The following is a 16,311-nucleotide window of genomic DNA, read 5'->3' on the forward strand; positions in this document are numbered from 1 at the left end:
CAATTGTTTTTTTGATATTATTTCTATCGTAATAGATTATGTTCGTAATGAAAAGGTTTGGAGATGAAAGGGAGATGAAAAAAATGATAACCGAATTAGAAAATAAATTATGGTATAAGGGGCCTGCAAAAGCATGGGAGGAAGCGTTGCCGATAGGGAATGGTAAGCTCGGCGGGATGATTTTCGGAGACCCGATGCAGGAGCGTATTGCACTTAACGAGGATAGTGTATGGTATGGCGGGCCTCGGGATCGAAATAATCGGGATGCGCTGCCTAATCTGGAGAAAATCCGTAAGCTGCTGAAAGAGGGGAGATTGCAAGAGGCGCAGCAATTGGCGGCAATGGCCCTATCAGGCATACCCGAAACGCAGCGTCATTATATGCCTCTAGGTGATATCCAGCTATCATTTCGCTATGAAACAAATAGTGAAGCAAGCGAATATGTCCGAGAGCTTGACCTGATGAGCGGGATTGCAGCCGTAAGTTACCAAAAGGGCGCTGTCCATTATCGAAGAGAGAGCTTTGCCAGCTATCCGGATGAAGCGCTTGTTACTAGATTTACAGCAGATACACCAAGGAGCATTAGCTTCACAGCTCGTTTGACACGAGGCAGCAATCGTTATTATGAGAATATCAAAAAAGAAGGAACCGATACCATTATTATGAGTGGCCTCTGCGGCGGAGCAGGCGGTTCAGCATTTCAAGCAGCTCTGCGTGTCGTCGCACAAGGAGGTAATGTTTCGATTATCGGTGAACATCTTGTCGTTGAGGGTGCTAACCATGTAACGCTGCTTCTGACTGCTGCCACAACCTATCGCCATGAGAACCCGGAGGAATATATTATTGGAGCGATTGCGGAAGCAGCTAAGTTTGATTATGAAGCATTGAGAGCACGGCATATTAGTGATTTTGAATCGTTGGCGAAGCGGGTCCAGCTGCGTTTGACGAGAGGTTTGCCGAAAACAGCAGCTTTGCCAACGGATGAACGGCTTAGACGCGTACAAAACGGGAAAACAGATGAGGAACTTGTGGCGCTTTACTATCAGTTTGGCAGATATTTATTAATTTCGAGCAGCCGTCCGGGGTCATTGCCCGCTAATCTGCAGGGCATATGGAATGAGCAGATGCTGCCGCCATGGGATAGCAAATACACGATTAATATTAATGCTCAAATGAATTATTGGGCGGCGGAAGCGGGTAATTTGGCAGAGTGTCATGAACCGTTATTTGATTTAATTGAGAGAATGAGAGAACCAGGAAGAATAACGGCAAAGGTCATGTATGATAGCGGAGGATTTGTTGCTCACCATAATACAGATATTTGGGGAGATACGGCACCTCAGGATATTTATTTACCGGCTTCCTATTGGACGTTGGGTGCCGCTTGGCTTTGTCTGCATTTATGGGAGCACTATGAGTATGGTCTTGACCAAGCTTTTCTCGCACGGATATATCCGACCTTAAAGGAAGCTGCGTTGTTTTTCGTGGACTACTTAACAGAAACAGAAGATGGCTTGCTCGTTGGGAACCCATCTGTTTCACCTGAAAATACATATATGTTGCCGAGTGGAGAGTCGGGCACCTTATGTATAGGAGCTTCAATGGACAGCCAGATTCTGCATGAATTGTTCACCGCATGCGCAGAGGCTGCGAAAGTGCTTGGTATCGAAGAATCGGAACAGCTGCTATGGGAGCGAATGCGATCCCGTTTGCCACAGCCTGTAATCGGTAAGCATGGACAAATACAAGAGTGGATGGAAGACTACGAGGAAGCCGAGCCAGGCCATCGCCATATCTCACACTTATTTGCACTTCATCCAGGCAAACGATTCACAGTAAGAGACACACCGGAATGGGCTGCAGCTTCCAGAGTGACTTTGAATAGAAGACTAGCGAGTGGAGGCGGTCATACAGGCTGGAGCCGCGCTTGGATTATTAATTTTTGGGCTAGACTCGAAGACGGGGAGAAAGCATTCGAGAACGTACAGGCACTTCTTAGCCATTCTACACTTCCGAATCTGTTTGATAATCATCCGCCATTCCAAATTGATGGAAACTTCGGAGGAGCAGCTGGAATATCGGAGATGCTGCTGCAAAGCCATGCAGGAGAGCTTCATATTTTGCCCGCTTTACCTGCTGCCTGGCATGAGGGAGAAGTAACGGGTCTGCGTGCAAGAGGCGGCTTTGAGGTAGATATTCGTTGGTCGCAAGGAAAGTTGGAGGAATTGCGCATTCGTACACAAACAGCAAAACCATGCAAAGTTAGAGTGAACACTGAGGCCGTCTTATCTCATCGTACGCAGGGAGCTGATCGTTTCACTGTGCTTAATGGGACACTTGCATGGGACGCAGCTGCTGGCGTTGAATATGGATTATTTTTCGAATGATATAAACGCTCAATAAAAGCGAATTCGAGATAGAAGATCTAATCTATGAAAATAAAAAAGGTGCGGATTGTTTATTTTTTGCTATCATAGAGAAAAAAAACTAATCGAGGTGCACAGCTCATGTCTAACGTAATGAGAATTGGTATGATCGGACTTGATACTTCGCACGTGCTTGCCTTTACACAACTATTAAATGACTCTAACCATGAATTTCATGTTCCAGGCGGGAAAGTAGTAGCTGCTTTTCCGGGTGGTTCATGGGACTTTGAACTCAGCGTATCGAGAGTTGAAGGTTTTACGAATAAGCTTCGGGATCAGTTTGGCGTTGAAATACTAGACAGTCCAGAGGCTGTTGCTGAGATTTGTGATGCGCTATTGCTTGAATCAGCAGATGGACGTGTACACTTGGAGCAATTCCGGAGGATCGCCCCGTTTGGTAAACCTATATTTATCGATAAGCCGCTTTCCATTCGCTCCGATGAAGCTAGAGAAATAGCAGATCTTGCTAAACAGCATAACATTTCCATTATGAGCACTTCAGCTCTTCGCTTCGCAGAAGGCTTGACGACAATCTTGCATGCACCTCATCAATCACCTATTATTGGAGCGGACACCTATGGTCCTATGGCGATAGAGCCCACACAAACCGGTTATTTTTGGTATGGCATTCATTCAGTAGAAATGCTGTTTGCGATACTGGGAAGAGATTGTGAGAGTGTTACAACGTTCGCTACTGCTGATCATGATATTCTTGTAGGAAAATGGCGAGACGGCAGATTGGGGACAGTTCGCGGCAACCGAGTCGGCAATGCTCATTTCGGAGCGACCATCCATCGAGAAAAAGAATCGTATAGTGTTGATGTGTCATCGCATTCAAAGCCGTATTATGCCAGCTTAATGGAGCGAGTGATGAAAATGTTTCAAACGTTGGAGCCGGAAGTGACTATGGAAGAAACATTAGAGGTTATTCGGTTTATAGAAGCCGCAAATGAAAGTGGCCAAACAGCAAAAACAGTTATGCTCTAATCTCTAAAAGCCTACCTAACCTTCCTACATGGGAGGTTTTTTTTCATGGACATGCCTATAATGGGATAAGGTCAAGGAGCTGGACTCACGTCTCGTTGTTTCATACCCCCAAGGTATGGGATAATTATGAAGATAATGATAATGAAGAACGGAGTTTGCCTATGAATAGGTTCAGCATGAAGAAAAAAGCGGATATGGCATTACTTATCTCAGCAATCGGCATTTTCGTCGCCTTTCCCTTTCACGAAAGCTTTTTGGGAGGATTATTATTTTCTCTGTTTAGCGCAGCGACAATAGGCGGATTGGCTGATTCCTTTGCAGTCAGTGCGTTATTTGGGAATCCACTGCGAATCAAATGGCCGGTATGGATGGGAACAAACATTATTTCACGAAATCGTGAGCGATTAATTGGCGAGCTCGTGATGATGGTTCAGAATGAACTGCTTACCGTTCCTAATATTAAAGAGCGTTTGGATGAATATAACATTTCAGACGTCATGATGACCTATTTGAAGGAGCAGGGTGGAGAAGAGGGCATTAATGATATTTTACAGCAGGTGGCTGATGATATCATTCAGACCATTGATTTGCAGGAATTAGCGAAAATGCTGCAAACCTTTCTGTTTGAGCATGCCGATACGATCCAGGTATCCGACTTAGCTGCGGATGTTGGCGATTGGACTCTTCGAAATGGCTATGATGATCGCATTATCGAATTTATGATTCCTGAGTTGATTAAGATCGTCAAATCGCATGCCTTCCTTTCCATTATCGATCAAATTGTTAATTCAACGATTAAGTCGTATGAGGGAGACAAGTTCCGCAGGAAGCTGATTGATATTACAGCGGGATTAGAGACAACGAATATAAGCGGAAAAATTCAGGAGTTTCTCGTATCGTTTCTGCATAAATTTCATTCAGAAACGCATCCGCAGCGAATAAAACTTAAGCAAGGAATAGCTGGTTTTGTTTCAAGGTTAAGAACGGATGAAGAGCTTCGTTCTCGCATTGAGGCAGGGAAAACCAAGATTATGGGTACGATAAAAGAAGAAATCAAGCTGGAGGACTATATTCAAAAAGGCTTGGAATCAATCAGGCAAGCAGCTGCTCAAAATGCAGAAGGCCAGTTGAATCGATATCCTTGGATTACGGATAGAATTCGTCAAGGTGTATTGTATATGGAGAGCCACTCAGAATGGCTGATACGTATTGATACGTATGTGAAATCAACCTTGCTTAAGTGGCTGGAGCAGAAGCATTCTTATATTGGCAAGGTAGTGACTGAGAAGCTGAACACTTTTTCGGAAGAGGAGCTTATTTCGTTAGTAAAAGAAAAAGCTGGCCGGGATTTGCAATATATACGAATAAACGGAATTGGAGTCGGAGCGCTTATCGGAGTTATACTGCATCTGGCAACCTTTTGGATAGGGGGTTAAACCGATATGGCGATGAGAAAAAAAGCAAATCGAAGTCTCGTGATATTGGCTGTTCTGTTTGTGGGCGCTGCATACTGTGTATATGCATTTCCGGATATGTGGTGGTCCCGTATGCTGCTTTATACGACTGAGGCAGGGCTTGTCGGTGCTCTGGCTGATTTATTTGCTGTCACCGTTCTTTTCCGACACCCATTTGGCTGGAAATGGGTTCCTCATACCGCTATCGTGCCGAAAAATCGTGATAAGCTGATCGACGGTGTTGCTGCTATGGTGGAAGAGCAATTGCTTAGCCGCGATATGCTGAAAAATAAAGTAAAAGAAATTTCGATCGTAGAAATTGCTATTGCTTGGATAGATCGGCGTCCGCAAGGCGCTTTATTGGAGCAGGGATGGACATTGCTCTCAGGTCTGCTCTCCAAAGTGGAAACGAAGGGGTTGGCTATTAAGCTGGATGATGAGGCCCGGAAGGCGCTAAGTAAGCTTGATACTTCAGCCTATGCCGGTAAGGCGCTGAGGTGGGTTCTGGATAAGGGTAGTTTTCAAAGTTGGCTGAGCCAAGTCATTGCGTTCGCTGCTTCCCGAGTTTCAGAGGAAGAAACCAAGCATGCGATAAGAGAGCTGCTGGCGAAGGAGAAGGAGAAGTTCGTTAATCAGGGAAGTGTGTTCTCGAAATGGCTCAAAAAAATGGCAGTAGAAATTGCAGAGTCAACGAATGCTCTTAACTTGGATGATGCGACGGATGCCTTATATGAGGATTTGCTGACATTTATTAATGATCTGCGAAATCCGCAGCATGAGCTTCGTGTATTATTAGAAAAAATGCTCTATCAGCTTGCTGATAATCTGCAAACCCGTGAGGATGTTGCAGCAGCGATCGGTGAGTGGAGAGATGAAATGCTGGAGAAAGTAAGCCTTCTACCTTCCATAGAGGCTTTGCTGAGCAGCTTTAAAGCTTTACTCGTTGAGGATTCGAAGTTGCAGCTTGCCTTGCCGGAGAAGCACTCTGTAAATTCCAATGATATTAAAGGGTTGATTAATGAATTCGTAGTAAGTTATTGGAATTGGTTCAAGGCGAATCAAGAAACGAAAGACTGGTTGGAGCATTATGTTCAGAGCTTTGTTCATAAAATAATTGAAACACAGCATGCGATTATCGGCATGATCGTCCGGAAAACACTGGCCGATTTCACAGAGCAGCGGCTGGTTGAATTTATTGAGAGCAAGGTAGAAACTGATCTGCAACGGATTCGATTAAACGGTGCCTATATTGGAGCCGCGCTAGGAGCGGGTTTTTATACGATATTGTACGGTGTTTATGAGCCTCTGCTAAATCTGCTATAACAATAGAAAGGCTTCTCTAATTCAATTATTAGAGAGGCCTTTCTTTATTTGTGACGAAACTGCTTCACTTTCTCTTCTGCTTCCTAATGTTCATTTATTTGTGACTTTTGTCACAGTTTGTAAGTCGAAAAATGGATATTATTGAAATAATAACACGAGGAGGAACTGGCATATGAGATTTAGCATACATTCATTGACGAATAAATTTTTGATTGTCATGGCCGCTGCGCTGATTGTAGTTGTCGGGACTATAATGGTATATGAATGGCAAGCAACGAGGGAGTCTATAGAAGACAGACTGCTTACAAAGGGTAAGGATCTGGCCTTATCGCTCTCTCACACTCTTCAGAATGTATCGGAACAGGATATGAAAACAGGTATTGTATTGCAGGATGGAACAAAGTGGGAAGGAAAGACTCTCGCGAAAGATTTATTTAATAGTGAGTTGACCGTCAATTCAGGAAGCCAGCTGAGTATGGAGAAACGAGCAGAGGACTCAGCGTATGCATCGCAGAAGGTTCAAATATATAATGGGTCTTCCATTCCAATGTCTCAGTACGAGTTGAAATACGACAGTCTATATGATAAATACACAGATGAGCGCTGGCAAGGCATTATAGATAGCTTTATAACAGATGCCGATGTCATCTATGCATTTGCGACATCCTATTCGGATAATCCGAATTATGTCGGCTATATAAGTACCCATAATAGTATCTTCAGTGCTATTGGTGAGGAATCTGTTGATGCTTGGGGATTTAAAGATCTTCAAAGCCAGAACAATCGTGCTAATCGAATATTTAATGATTCTACAGGCTATAACGCCGCAATGAACAGCAACACAGAGGATGTCCTGCTTCAAAAATATGATCGTTTGATTAATGGCGAAACGGTTGAAACATGGGATATTTCTTTTCCCCTTATGATTGATGGCAAGCATTGGGGCGCTGTTCGAATTGGGCTCTCCAAACAAAACTCGGACGCGCAAATGGTTACGGAAAGAACGGAGACCATGCTGGAATTCGGAGGCTTAATGATCGTCGTACTGGTTCTCCTCTATATATTGGCTCAGTCCATGGTAGGGCGCAAGCTTAGAGAAATCGTGAATGCGGCGGTAAATCTAAATTCAAGCGAAGCGGATCTTACATACCGAATTGCAATAAAGGGACAAGATGATATATCTCGATTAGGACAAGAAATCAATCGATTTATAGCGCATATGCAAGTATTGATGGAAGGGATTCGGAATAATGCAACAGCCGTAACGGAGCATGCAAGCAAGCTTAGCGAAGGCTCCACCAAGAGTCGTTCGCGATCTTCCCAACTAGCTTTGACCGTTAATGAAATGGCGGCAGGTGCGGAGAATCAAGCTGATGGTGCATTGGAAGTAGCACGTTCAATGGAAGAGATGGCGGAAAGTGTGAGCCGGATTGCTCACTCCTCTAATATAATGGCAGAAGCTTCAGGCGGTATGCTAACGGTTGCTGAGCAGGGAAATGAAAAGTCAGGCCTTGCAGTTAATCAAATGGAACGTCTTGCTAGTGCCACCTCCATGATAGCTACTACCATCGGAGAGCTGAATGAACGTTCTGCCGAGATTCAAGAAATGGCGGATACGATAACGGCTATCGCAGCACAAACGAATCTGCTTGCTTTAAATGCTGCAATAGAAGCTGCGCGAGCAGGCGAGCATGGACGTGGCTTTGCTGTTGTATCCGGAGAGGTCAGGAAGTTGGCTGAACAGGCTTCCTTACATGCAGGACATATTAAGGAAACGATTAATGGAGTACTTGCATTAACTACGGATGCGGTACATGCTGTCCATTCCGGCGAGATCGAGATGGAACATAGCAAACGAATTGTTGGGGAGCTGAAGACGGCTTTCGATACGATTGTGAATGAAACGCGTGAAGTAGCAGCACAAATTCAAGATGTATCTGCTTCAACAGAAGAGATGGCTGCTGGCAGTGAGCAGGTCAGCGCTTCTGTTGATGCGATGGCACAGGTTGCGAAGACGACTTCCCATCATGCGACGCAGTCAGCGGCAGATACTGCCATCCTAGATGAGCTTGCATTAGATACTTTAACGTTATCAGCCTCCGTTAACGAGCTGGCTGTTGAGTTGCAGAAGTCCATTTCACGTTTCAAGCTTGAATAGTGAGATCATTTGAAAAGAAGATCGCCTTTATCCGTAGGAGGATAATGGAGGTCTTCTTTTTTGATTGCATGTCATTTGTTTGAAAAAAGTATCGGTTGTCATAAAAAGATCCCTCCTTCTTAGGAACAGGGAACCATTTTTCTGGGAATAAGGCGATATAGACGGCTCTGTTCTTTATTAAGAATGAATACAATGGTATATTAAGGTAATTGCAAGGAATGGAGGGAATCATGTATACCATTGTAAAATTTGAAAAAAGAAAGAGGCGTAATAATATATGATAAAAATATTGCTGTCCATGCTGCTGGCGACTCAGCTCTCGTTGCTGCCAGACCAGTCTGTACTTATAAGTAAGATAGTGAAAAATAGGATAGACAACATAACACAGCTAGTTGCCAAAGAAAGCTCGACTTCAAATACAACGGTTCCTAATCAACTTGCTGCTGTTTCCGGTGCTGATCCTCAGGAAACTTATCTCATTGATCTAGTGAAGTGGGGGATTTATAAAGATGGCACACATCCAATTGAAACAACAAAGGGAATTAATAATGCATTGAAATGGGCGAGTAAGAATGGAAAGCGGGCGACCTCTCTTCCAACCGGTACTTATCTCATTGATAAGAACAGTCGGATTGATATGGTGAGCAATATGCTCTTTGATCTGCCAATGGATGCGGTGCTGAAGAAGGAAACGAATGCAAAAGAGGGCTACCAGCTGATGTATGTGGGCTACGGAGTCAATAATGTGACGCTGAGGGGCGGCACCTATTATGGAGACAAAGAGACGCATGATTTTTCTAAGAAAGACAATAAGTACAGCTCTGGCACACATGAAGGCGGTTATGGCATCATGATTGCAGGTGCCGACAATGTGACCATCGATGGTGTGAAGTCCGTCAACTTTACTGGTGATGGTCTCATATTGAACGGCTATGGAACGCTGGTAACAGATATTTACGAGAATCATTTTGTATCGGGCGACTTTAATGAAAAGGGGAAAAATATTAAGGACGCAAAAAAAATAAGATCGAAACAGCCGATTCAATTGAATCATTCGATTTTCAAAACGGAACGAGAGTTTGAGATATCCAATCCCATTCATCTGCCGCGCACATTCGATATATATTTCTACAAGGCGAATGGTGAGTTTGTCCAAAGGCTGACGAATAAAAAGGCAAGAGATAAGATTCTCATTCCGACAGGAGCGACACAGTTCAATCTTGTATTTAATCAAGAAACAAAAGCAAAAGCTTATGTGGAGATTTGGAATCGGAAAGCTACCCAAAATGCGGTTGTGAAGAACTCTGAATTTGCTTTTAATCGCCGGCAAGGTATTACGGTAGGCGGTGCCGATGAGGTTCTTATAACGAATAATACGATTCATGATATAAAAGGTGTTGCACCGCAAGCAGGTATTGATGTGGAGGGCGGCTTTGAGGTAAACGGCTATCTCAACACAAATATAACGATAAAAGATAATAAATTTTACAATAATAAAGCCTATGATGTCATATTATTCGACGGTCATGATGCTGTTGTGGAAAATAACCATTTGGCTTCAAAAGGAGCTATCGGGCTAGCAATATCGGCACCTTTTAAAACGGCAACGATTAAGAACAACCATTTTGACGGAACACGGCTGATTGCTGCGCATGATGCTACCTTTATAGGCAATAAAATGAATGATTCTTACACAACCCTGGAGGGGCCGAATATAAGCATTGACGGCATGGAATTTACTGATTCTGTGTTCTCGATCAGCTCAAAGGTTCCATTCGGCATAACGGCCTCCAATATAACGATGTACAACAACAATAAAAGCGAATCAGGCTTATCGATTTGGAATAAGCCGATTCATTTGAAAAATGTAACGATTATAGGCGAATCCAAGCTGCGGTCTGTACAGGGGGGCGTTGCGGCGGGGTCAATTTTTGATAATTTAAAAGTAATCGGATTTAATACGAAATATGGATTAGCACTTCCGCCGGGCACCTATAATGGCTGTGAATTCGAAGGCAGTGAGGGTGGTTCTTTTGGCGGAATCACCGTTGGTGCCGCAGGGGAATATGTATTTGATGATTGTACCTTTAAATCTCCTGCATCTCTTGGCATCAACTTGCTAGGCGATCATCCTAACTTGAATCTGACGATTAAAAACTCTGCGTTCGAGTTGCTTGGTGATACGCAGGCAATAAGCATTCAGGCTGCAAAAAGCGTCCTTTTGGAGAATAATACGGTTACCGCAAATGCTTTGACAAAGAAGACCGTTGAACTGATTCGTATTAATGATTACTGGAAAAGAGAAGAGAAGCATGATGTCTTGAAAGCTGTTATTCGCGGTAATACGATTAAATCTAATATAGAAGCAATCGGTATTTCTACGATTTACGCAGGAAAAGGCGCACCGGCGTACTTGATCGAAAATAATACTCTCTACAAGGCGAAATTAGCCTTAAAGAAAAATGACAGCATTAAAAATAACGTAACCAAATAATACTCATGAAAAGAAGCTCTGACGGGCAAAGTCAGAGTTTTTTTTTGTTTGAAAAGCGAATTTTTCTCTTGAATAGAGGCTGCTCCATTCGACTAGGGGCAGGGTGATGCGTATAATGAAAATAGGTGAAGGAATCGCCTGCGCTTCGAAGCATCTAACAGGAAGAATAGGATGAATGAGTATGTTTCAACTATTTATGAGAAGTATTCACGATTTTCGCTCTACATATAAGAAGCATTTGGTGTTCGAGTATTTATTCATGCTGCTTACGAGTTTTGCTATCATCCCGATTATTTCATTTATATTTAACCGAATGATTCGTGTATTTGGTTCTGGCTCTATATTGAACGGTGAAGTATATAAGCTTGGACTTAGCTACACGGGGATTATGGGACTCATCGCCATTTGCTTAGTAGCTGTTCTCGTATTGTTTATTGAATTTGGCGTCATTATTACGATAGCTCAACAGCATTATTTTGGGAAAAATATATTGATTATTGACGCCCTGCTGACGACGCTGAGCAAGACACCTAAATTATTCGGCTTTGGCTTCATTCAGCTCATCTTTTTCTTGCTCTTTCTTTTGCCATTTATCGATTCTCCGCTTTCCTCGTCGTTGTATTCTTTATTTAATGTTCCAATTTTTTTGAATCGTCATATACTAGGCTCTTCTTATCTAATGGTCATTTTATTAGCAGTCCTTCTTTTGATATCGGTGTACACTATTTTGCGTTGGATCTTTGTATTGCATTTCATCATGATTCAAGGTCTATCGATTCGCAATGCAATCAAGGGCAGCCTTATCCTAACAAAAGGGAAGCGCATGTCGATTTTCATTTATTTGTTTCTGCTAAATGCAGTTGTATTTTCTCTCGCCTTCTTCTTAATCTCTTCAGTCGCTTATTTGCCGTCATGGCTTAATATGAATGTTCTCAAAATATTTTCAGCTCACTATTCTTTAACGCTAACGACGGTACTAACCTATATGTTTACGCTGCTGCTCATCCCGATCAATATGATTTTTTTGACGAGGTTATTTTATAATTTCAACCGCCAGCGCGGCGTGATGCCGCAGGATGATCTGCATATTTACCGCAGTCGCTGGGTGGGTGTTTTTGAGAAGCAGGCGCTTGCCTTTTTAAAAGGTAGAACACGCAAGCGTACGCTATATGTATCTATTTTGTCCGTCTATTTAGTTCTTGCTTTGTTTGTGAGCTATGCAGCTAATGATAACTTGGTTTATGTCAAATGGAGCGTTCTTTTGTCCGCACACAGAGGCGATACGCTAGCGGCACCAGAAAACTCGCTTCAAGCCGTACAGAGCTCCATTGATCAAGGCATTGATGCGGTTGAAATCGATGTTCAGATTACGAATGATGGCGTTGTTGTTCTGCATCATGATTATAATCTTCGCCGGATGACAGGCATTGCCAAGCGAGTCAATGAGCTAAGCTATGATGAAGTAGAGAAGCTGGGCATCAGCAACCGGAATAGCGAAGGGGAGGAAGCGGTTCGCATTCCGATGCTGTCTGAGGTGCTGGCAGCAGCACAAGGGAAAGCAAGAGTCATCATTGACCTCAAGCCATATGGTTCTGGCGAAGAGCTGGTTAAAGAGGTTGTGAAGCTAATCCAACAATTTGATATGGTGCAATATTGCTATATTCAATCGTTTGATGGGGCAACATTAAAGCAGATAAGAGAGCTTGATCCTGACATTAAGATTGGTCAAATCTTGTATTTTGCGGTTGGCGATTTATCACAATTGGATGTAGATTTCTATACGATAGAACAGGTTATGCTGACGAAGCAGCTTGTCGATCGCGCACATAAAAACGGCAGAGAAGTATGGGTTTGGACGGTCAATAGCGAACGGAATTTGAAAGAGGTTTTGAAATTTGAAATTGATGGCATCATTACAGATTATCCAGCTCGCGCGCATAGTATGGTTGAGCTGAAATAGGCAACTGAGGTTAGGAGGTAGTTGAGAGATGAGTCAAATGGAGAAGTATAAGGATTTTATTTTGACACTGCCTCCCGGCAGTCTATCCAAAGAGCAGTTGTTTGTAAGTGAGCTGCTTTTATATGAGCAAGGGGACATGACGATCTATTACGTCCCCTATGAATATGTGAATGAAGCAGCAAAAGTGATGATTATCGGCATAACGCCGGGCTTTACCCAGATGGAGCTGGCTATTAGAAGTGCGCGGCAGGATCTGCTGAAGGGTATACCATACGATCAGATCGATAAGAATGCGAAAATAGTTGCCAGCTTTGCCGGCTCCATGAGAAAGAACCTAATCGATATGCTTAATCAAATCGATCTGCCTGCTGCAATAGGAATTGAAGACAGTGAATCATTATTTGCAGAGCGTAGAGATTTGCTTCACACCACTTCTGCCATTCGATATCCCGTGTTTCTAAGCGGCAAAAACTATACGGGGCATACTCCCGCCATACTGAAGTCGGATAAGCTGTATTCCTATGCAGAAAATATTCTCCTTCCAGAATTAATGGCTGTAAAAGATGCTTTAGTTATTCCTCTAGGCAAAGCAGTGTCTGAGGTTGTACAAGCATTCGTAGATAAGGGATGCATAAAGAAGGAGAGATGTCTATTCGACATGCCGCATCCCTCAGGTGCTAATGGTCATCGAAGAAGGCTCTTTGAGGAAAATAAATCCATCCTGCAGAAGCAGGTTGAATCATGGTTCAACCTTGAATAGCGAGAGGAGTGAATGTATTGCAAAGCAAGAAGGTTCGAGTCCTTACCGCTTTTGCCGCGGTGACCTGTCTCCTTTGGATCTTTGGTTTGGGCTGGGCGGTAAAAGACTATTTAGTTGGTACAGAGAAGAGTATTTCGGTTCCACCGGTAACGGATGAAACAGCTGTCGCTAATCAACTGAAAATTATTGCTCTTGGTGATTCGTTAACGAGAGGCACGGGAGATAGTGAAGGAAAAGGGTATGCCGGTTATGTGAGCGATCAATTGAAGGAGACAGGCACAGACGTTTCCTTCATTAATCTTGGTATCAAAGGACTCACCTCTGAGGAATTGGCGAAGCAAATAAAGGAGAAGGAAATAAAGCGCCAAATCGGAGGGGCAGACATTATCTTGATTACAATTGGCGGTAATGATCTGTTTCTTGGCGGTCAGACGCTTTCGGATATTTCGGAAGAGAGCACGAGCAAGCTTGAGGATGCTTTTATCATTCATTTAAAGGAGATAGCAGAGTCGATTCGAGTTGTAAACAGCGAAGCAACCGTATATTTATTAGGCCTATATGATCCGTTTAATGCGTTTCCTGAAGGGATGTTAACGTCTAGCGCGGTTAGGAGCTGGAACAACAAAACGATGGATGTTTTAGCGGACTATTCCAAAATGGTATTTGTGCCGACCTATGATTTATTTCAGCTGAATGTGGATGATTATTTGTTTACGGATCATTTCCATCCTAATGAAATCGGCTATCGACGGATGGCTGACCGAGTGGCTGGTTTGATTAGCAGCGGAGGTGTAAAAGGATGAGCGATATCACCTTGTCTGTTCAAGGGTTGCGGAAGGTCATTGGCAAGCGAACGATTATTAAGGATTTAAGCTTTGAGTTGAAACGCGGTGAAGTGTTTGGTTTCCTGGGACCAAACGGCGCAGGAAAGACAACGACAATCCGAATGCTTGTCGGCTTAATCAAGCCGACATCAGGGACTATTCATATATGCGGTTTGAATATCGCTAAGCAGTTCAAGGAGGCAATGAGTCACATTGGCTGTATTGTTGAGAATCCGGAGCTGTATCCTTTTCTAACGGGAATGGAAAACCTGCGTCATTTTGCCGTTATGCTGAAGGGGACGACTCAGGCACGAATTGATGAGGTTGTTGCTTTGGTTGGCATGGGGGAGCGGATAAATGATAAAGTAAGCACCTATTCCTTAGGGATGCGCCAGCGGCTTGGCATAGCGCAAGCGCTGCTGGGGAAGCCGGATGTGCTCATTTTGGACGAGCCTACGAATGGATTAGATCCGTCCGGCATTCGAGAGATGCGCGCCTTTATTCGTTTTTTGGCAGAGGAAGAAGGCTTGACCGTTCTCGTATCCAGTCACTTGCTTCATGAAATTCAATTAATGTGCGATCGTGTGGCAATCATCTCAAAGGGTGAAATCATCCGCGTGGATTCTGTGAAAAACCTATTGTCCAGCGAAGAGAGAATCGTATGGCGGCTCGCCCCATTTGAATTGGGTAAATCGGTATTAGGCGGATTAACGGAGCTGCTTAATCAGCAGGAGGAGACGGTGACAACGATCTATTCGGAACAGCTCAGCGGGGGATGGAACCGCACGCTGGTTCAAGCTGGTGTTGACGTGCTAGAGATGAATCGAAAGCTGCCGGCTCTCGAAGACCTCTTTCTGGAGCTGACTGGAGGCGAATCGATTGATTAATCTCGTACAGAACGAAATGACAAAGCTGCTCGGCAAAAAGCGGTTTATTATTATCTCGGTCATTATTATCGTTCTTCTCTCTATGTTCACGTACGCACAGGCGAAGCAGGCTGAGACGATTAAAGAGCGGCTTGGAACGGTCGATTGGCGTACGGAGCTGCAGCAAAAAATAATTGATTGGCAAAATCGGCTGAGCAGTGCGGGACAATGGCGTGAACAGCTTCAAATCCAAATCGAACAATCACAGTACTATTTGGATAATGATATTAATCCCTCACAGCCAGGCGCTCCTACGTTCATTAGAGGATTTGTAGAAAACTCAGCAGAGCTGTTCTTGCCGCTATTGGTCATGATCATTGCTGTCGATCTTGTGTCTTCCGAGCGTGGCATGGGAACGATTAAGCTGCTGCTGACTCGGCCGGTGAGTCGCTTTCATATTTTGCTAAGCAAGTATATCGCTTTGATCTTGTCGGTGTCTTTGATCATATTCATCTTTGGGTTATTATCCTACCTGATCTCTGCCATCATGTTCGGCAATCAGGGCTGGGCGGCGCCCGTATTGACCGGATTTAGAGTGGAGGGAGGAGAGCTCAACATCTCCGAGGTGCGCCTAGTCTCGCAGTGGCAGTATATCCTGCAACAGTTCGGACTCGCGTGGTTCATTTCGCTTGTTGTTGGAACGTTGTCCTTCATGCTGTCCATCTTAATGAGAAGCAGCGCCGCCGGTATGGGAACGATGCTGGCTTGCTTAATCTCAGGGGCGATACTGAGCAATATGGTATCTTCATGGACCTCCGCCAAATACTTATTTATGGTCAACCTTGGTCTCATGGACTATGTGAACGGATCGGCTCCGCCAATAGAGGGGATGACGCTAGGCTTCTCTCTCACTGTTCTAGCGGTGTGGATGCTAGGATCGTTAATCGTATCATTTGGCGTGTTCATGAGGAAGGATATTTATTAGAATAGGTTTAGTTTAGAGGGGCGTCTTGTCCTAAAATCATACTCTGACGCATAAGGATGTAACAGAAGAGGAGA

At 43.8% G+C, this 16,311-nt stretch carries 11 protein-coding genes; all 11 read left to right on the forward strand.

All coding sequences use genetic code 11. The features are described 5' to 3' along the window. The first annotated feature begins 83 nt into the window (after window positions 1-83). The 11 genes from AC0YOD_RS19505 to AC0YOD_RS19555 all read left to right on the forward strand — a co-directional run bounded on the left by AC0YOD_RS19505 (window position 84) and on the right by AC0YOD_RS19555 (window position 16,237). Window positions 84-2,387 carry a glycoside hydrolase family 95 protein gene (locus tag AC0YOD_RS19505; protein ID WP_475800992.1) on the forward strand — a complete coding sequence of 768 codons (2,304 nt, stop codon included), beginning with the start codon at window positions 84-86 and terminating at the stop codon, window positions 2,385-2,387. A gap of 120 nt (window positions 2,388-2,507) precedes the next feature. Next, window positions 2,508-3,413 carry a Gfo/Idh/MocA family protein gene (locus AC0YOD_RS19510; protein WP_475800993.1) on the forward strand — a complete coding sequence of 302 codons (906 nt, stop codon included), beginning with the start codon at window positions 2,508-2,510 and terminating at the stop codon, window positions 3,411-3,413. 161 nt (window positions 3,414-3,574) lie between these two features. Then, window positions 3,575-4,849: a DUF445 domain-containing protein gene (locus AC0YOD_RS19515; protein WP_475800994.1), complete on the forward strand. Its 1,275-nt coding sequence runs from the start codon at window positions 3,575-3,577 to the stop codon at window positions 4,847-4,849. Window positions 4,850-4,855: 6 nt separating this feature from the next. After that, window positions 4,856-6,190 carry a DUF445 domain-containing protein gene (locus AC0YOD_RS19520; RefSeq protein ID WP_475800995.1) on the forward strand — a complete coding sequence of 445 codons (1,335 nt, stop codon included), beginning with the start codon at window positions 4,856-4,858 and terminating at the stop codon, window positions 6,188-6,190. Between the two features lie 172 nt (window positions 6,191-6,362). Continuing rightward, window positions 6,363-8,348 (forward strand): methyl-accepting chemotaxis protein, encoded by a 1,986-nt coding sequence (locus AC0YOD_RS19525; protein ID WP_475800996.1) that lies wholly within the window; start codon window positions 6,363-6,365, stop codon window positions 8,346-8,348. Between the two features lie 277 nt (window positions 8,349-8,625). Next, the gene (locus AC0YOD_RS19530; RefSeq protein WP_475800997.1) at window positions 8,626-10,842 is read left to right on the forward strand and encodes a right-handed parallel beta-helix repeat-containing protein; all 2,217 of its coding nucleotides are present in this window, start codon (window positions 8,626-8,628) and stop codon (window positions 10,840-10,842) included. Between the two features lie 175 nt (window positions 10,843-11,017). Beyond that, window positions 11,018-12,802 carry a glycerophosphoryl diester phosphodiesterase membrane domain-containing protein gene (locus AC0YOD_RS19535; RefSeq protein WP_475800998.1) on the forward strand — a complete coding sequence of 595 codons (1,785 nt, stop codon included), beginning with the start codon at window positions 11,018-11,020 and terminating at the stop codon, window positions 12,800-12,802. 28 nt (window positions 12,803-12,830) lie between these two features. Then, a complete protein-coding gene (locus AC0YOD_RS19540; RefSeq protein ID WP_475800999.1) occupies window positions 12,831-13,562 on the forward strand; it encodes a uracil-DNA glycosylase family protein in 732 nt (243 codons plus the stop codon). Between the two features lie 17 nt (window positions 13,563-13,579). Next, complete coding sequence (locus AC0YOD_RS19545) at window positions 13,580-14,365, forward strand: GDSL-type esterase/lipase family protein (protein ID WP_475801000.1); 786 nt, start codon at window positions 13,580-13,582, stop codon at window positions 14,363-14,365. Continuing rightward, window positions 14,362-15,273, forward strand: a complete 912-nt coding sequence (locus AC0YOD_RS19550; RefSeq protein ID WP_475801001.1) for an ABC transporter ATP-binding protein — start codon at window positions 14,362-14,364, stop codon at window positions 15,271-15,273. The genes AC0YOD_RS19545 and AC0YOD_RS19550 overlap by 4 nt, the downstream gene beginning before the upstream one ends. Beyond that, window positions 15,266-16,237, forward strand: coding sequence for an ABC transporter permease (locus AC0YOD_RS19555; protein ID WP_475801002.1), 972 nt, complete (start codon window positions 15,266-15,268; stop codon window positions 16,235-16,237). The genes AC0YOD_RS19550 and AC0YOD_RS19555 overlap by 8 nt, the downstream gene beginning before the upstream one ends. The last annotated feature ends 74 nt before the right edge of the window (window positions 16,238-16,311 follow it).

Source organism: Paenibacillus sp. J31P13 (assembly GCF_056269295.1).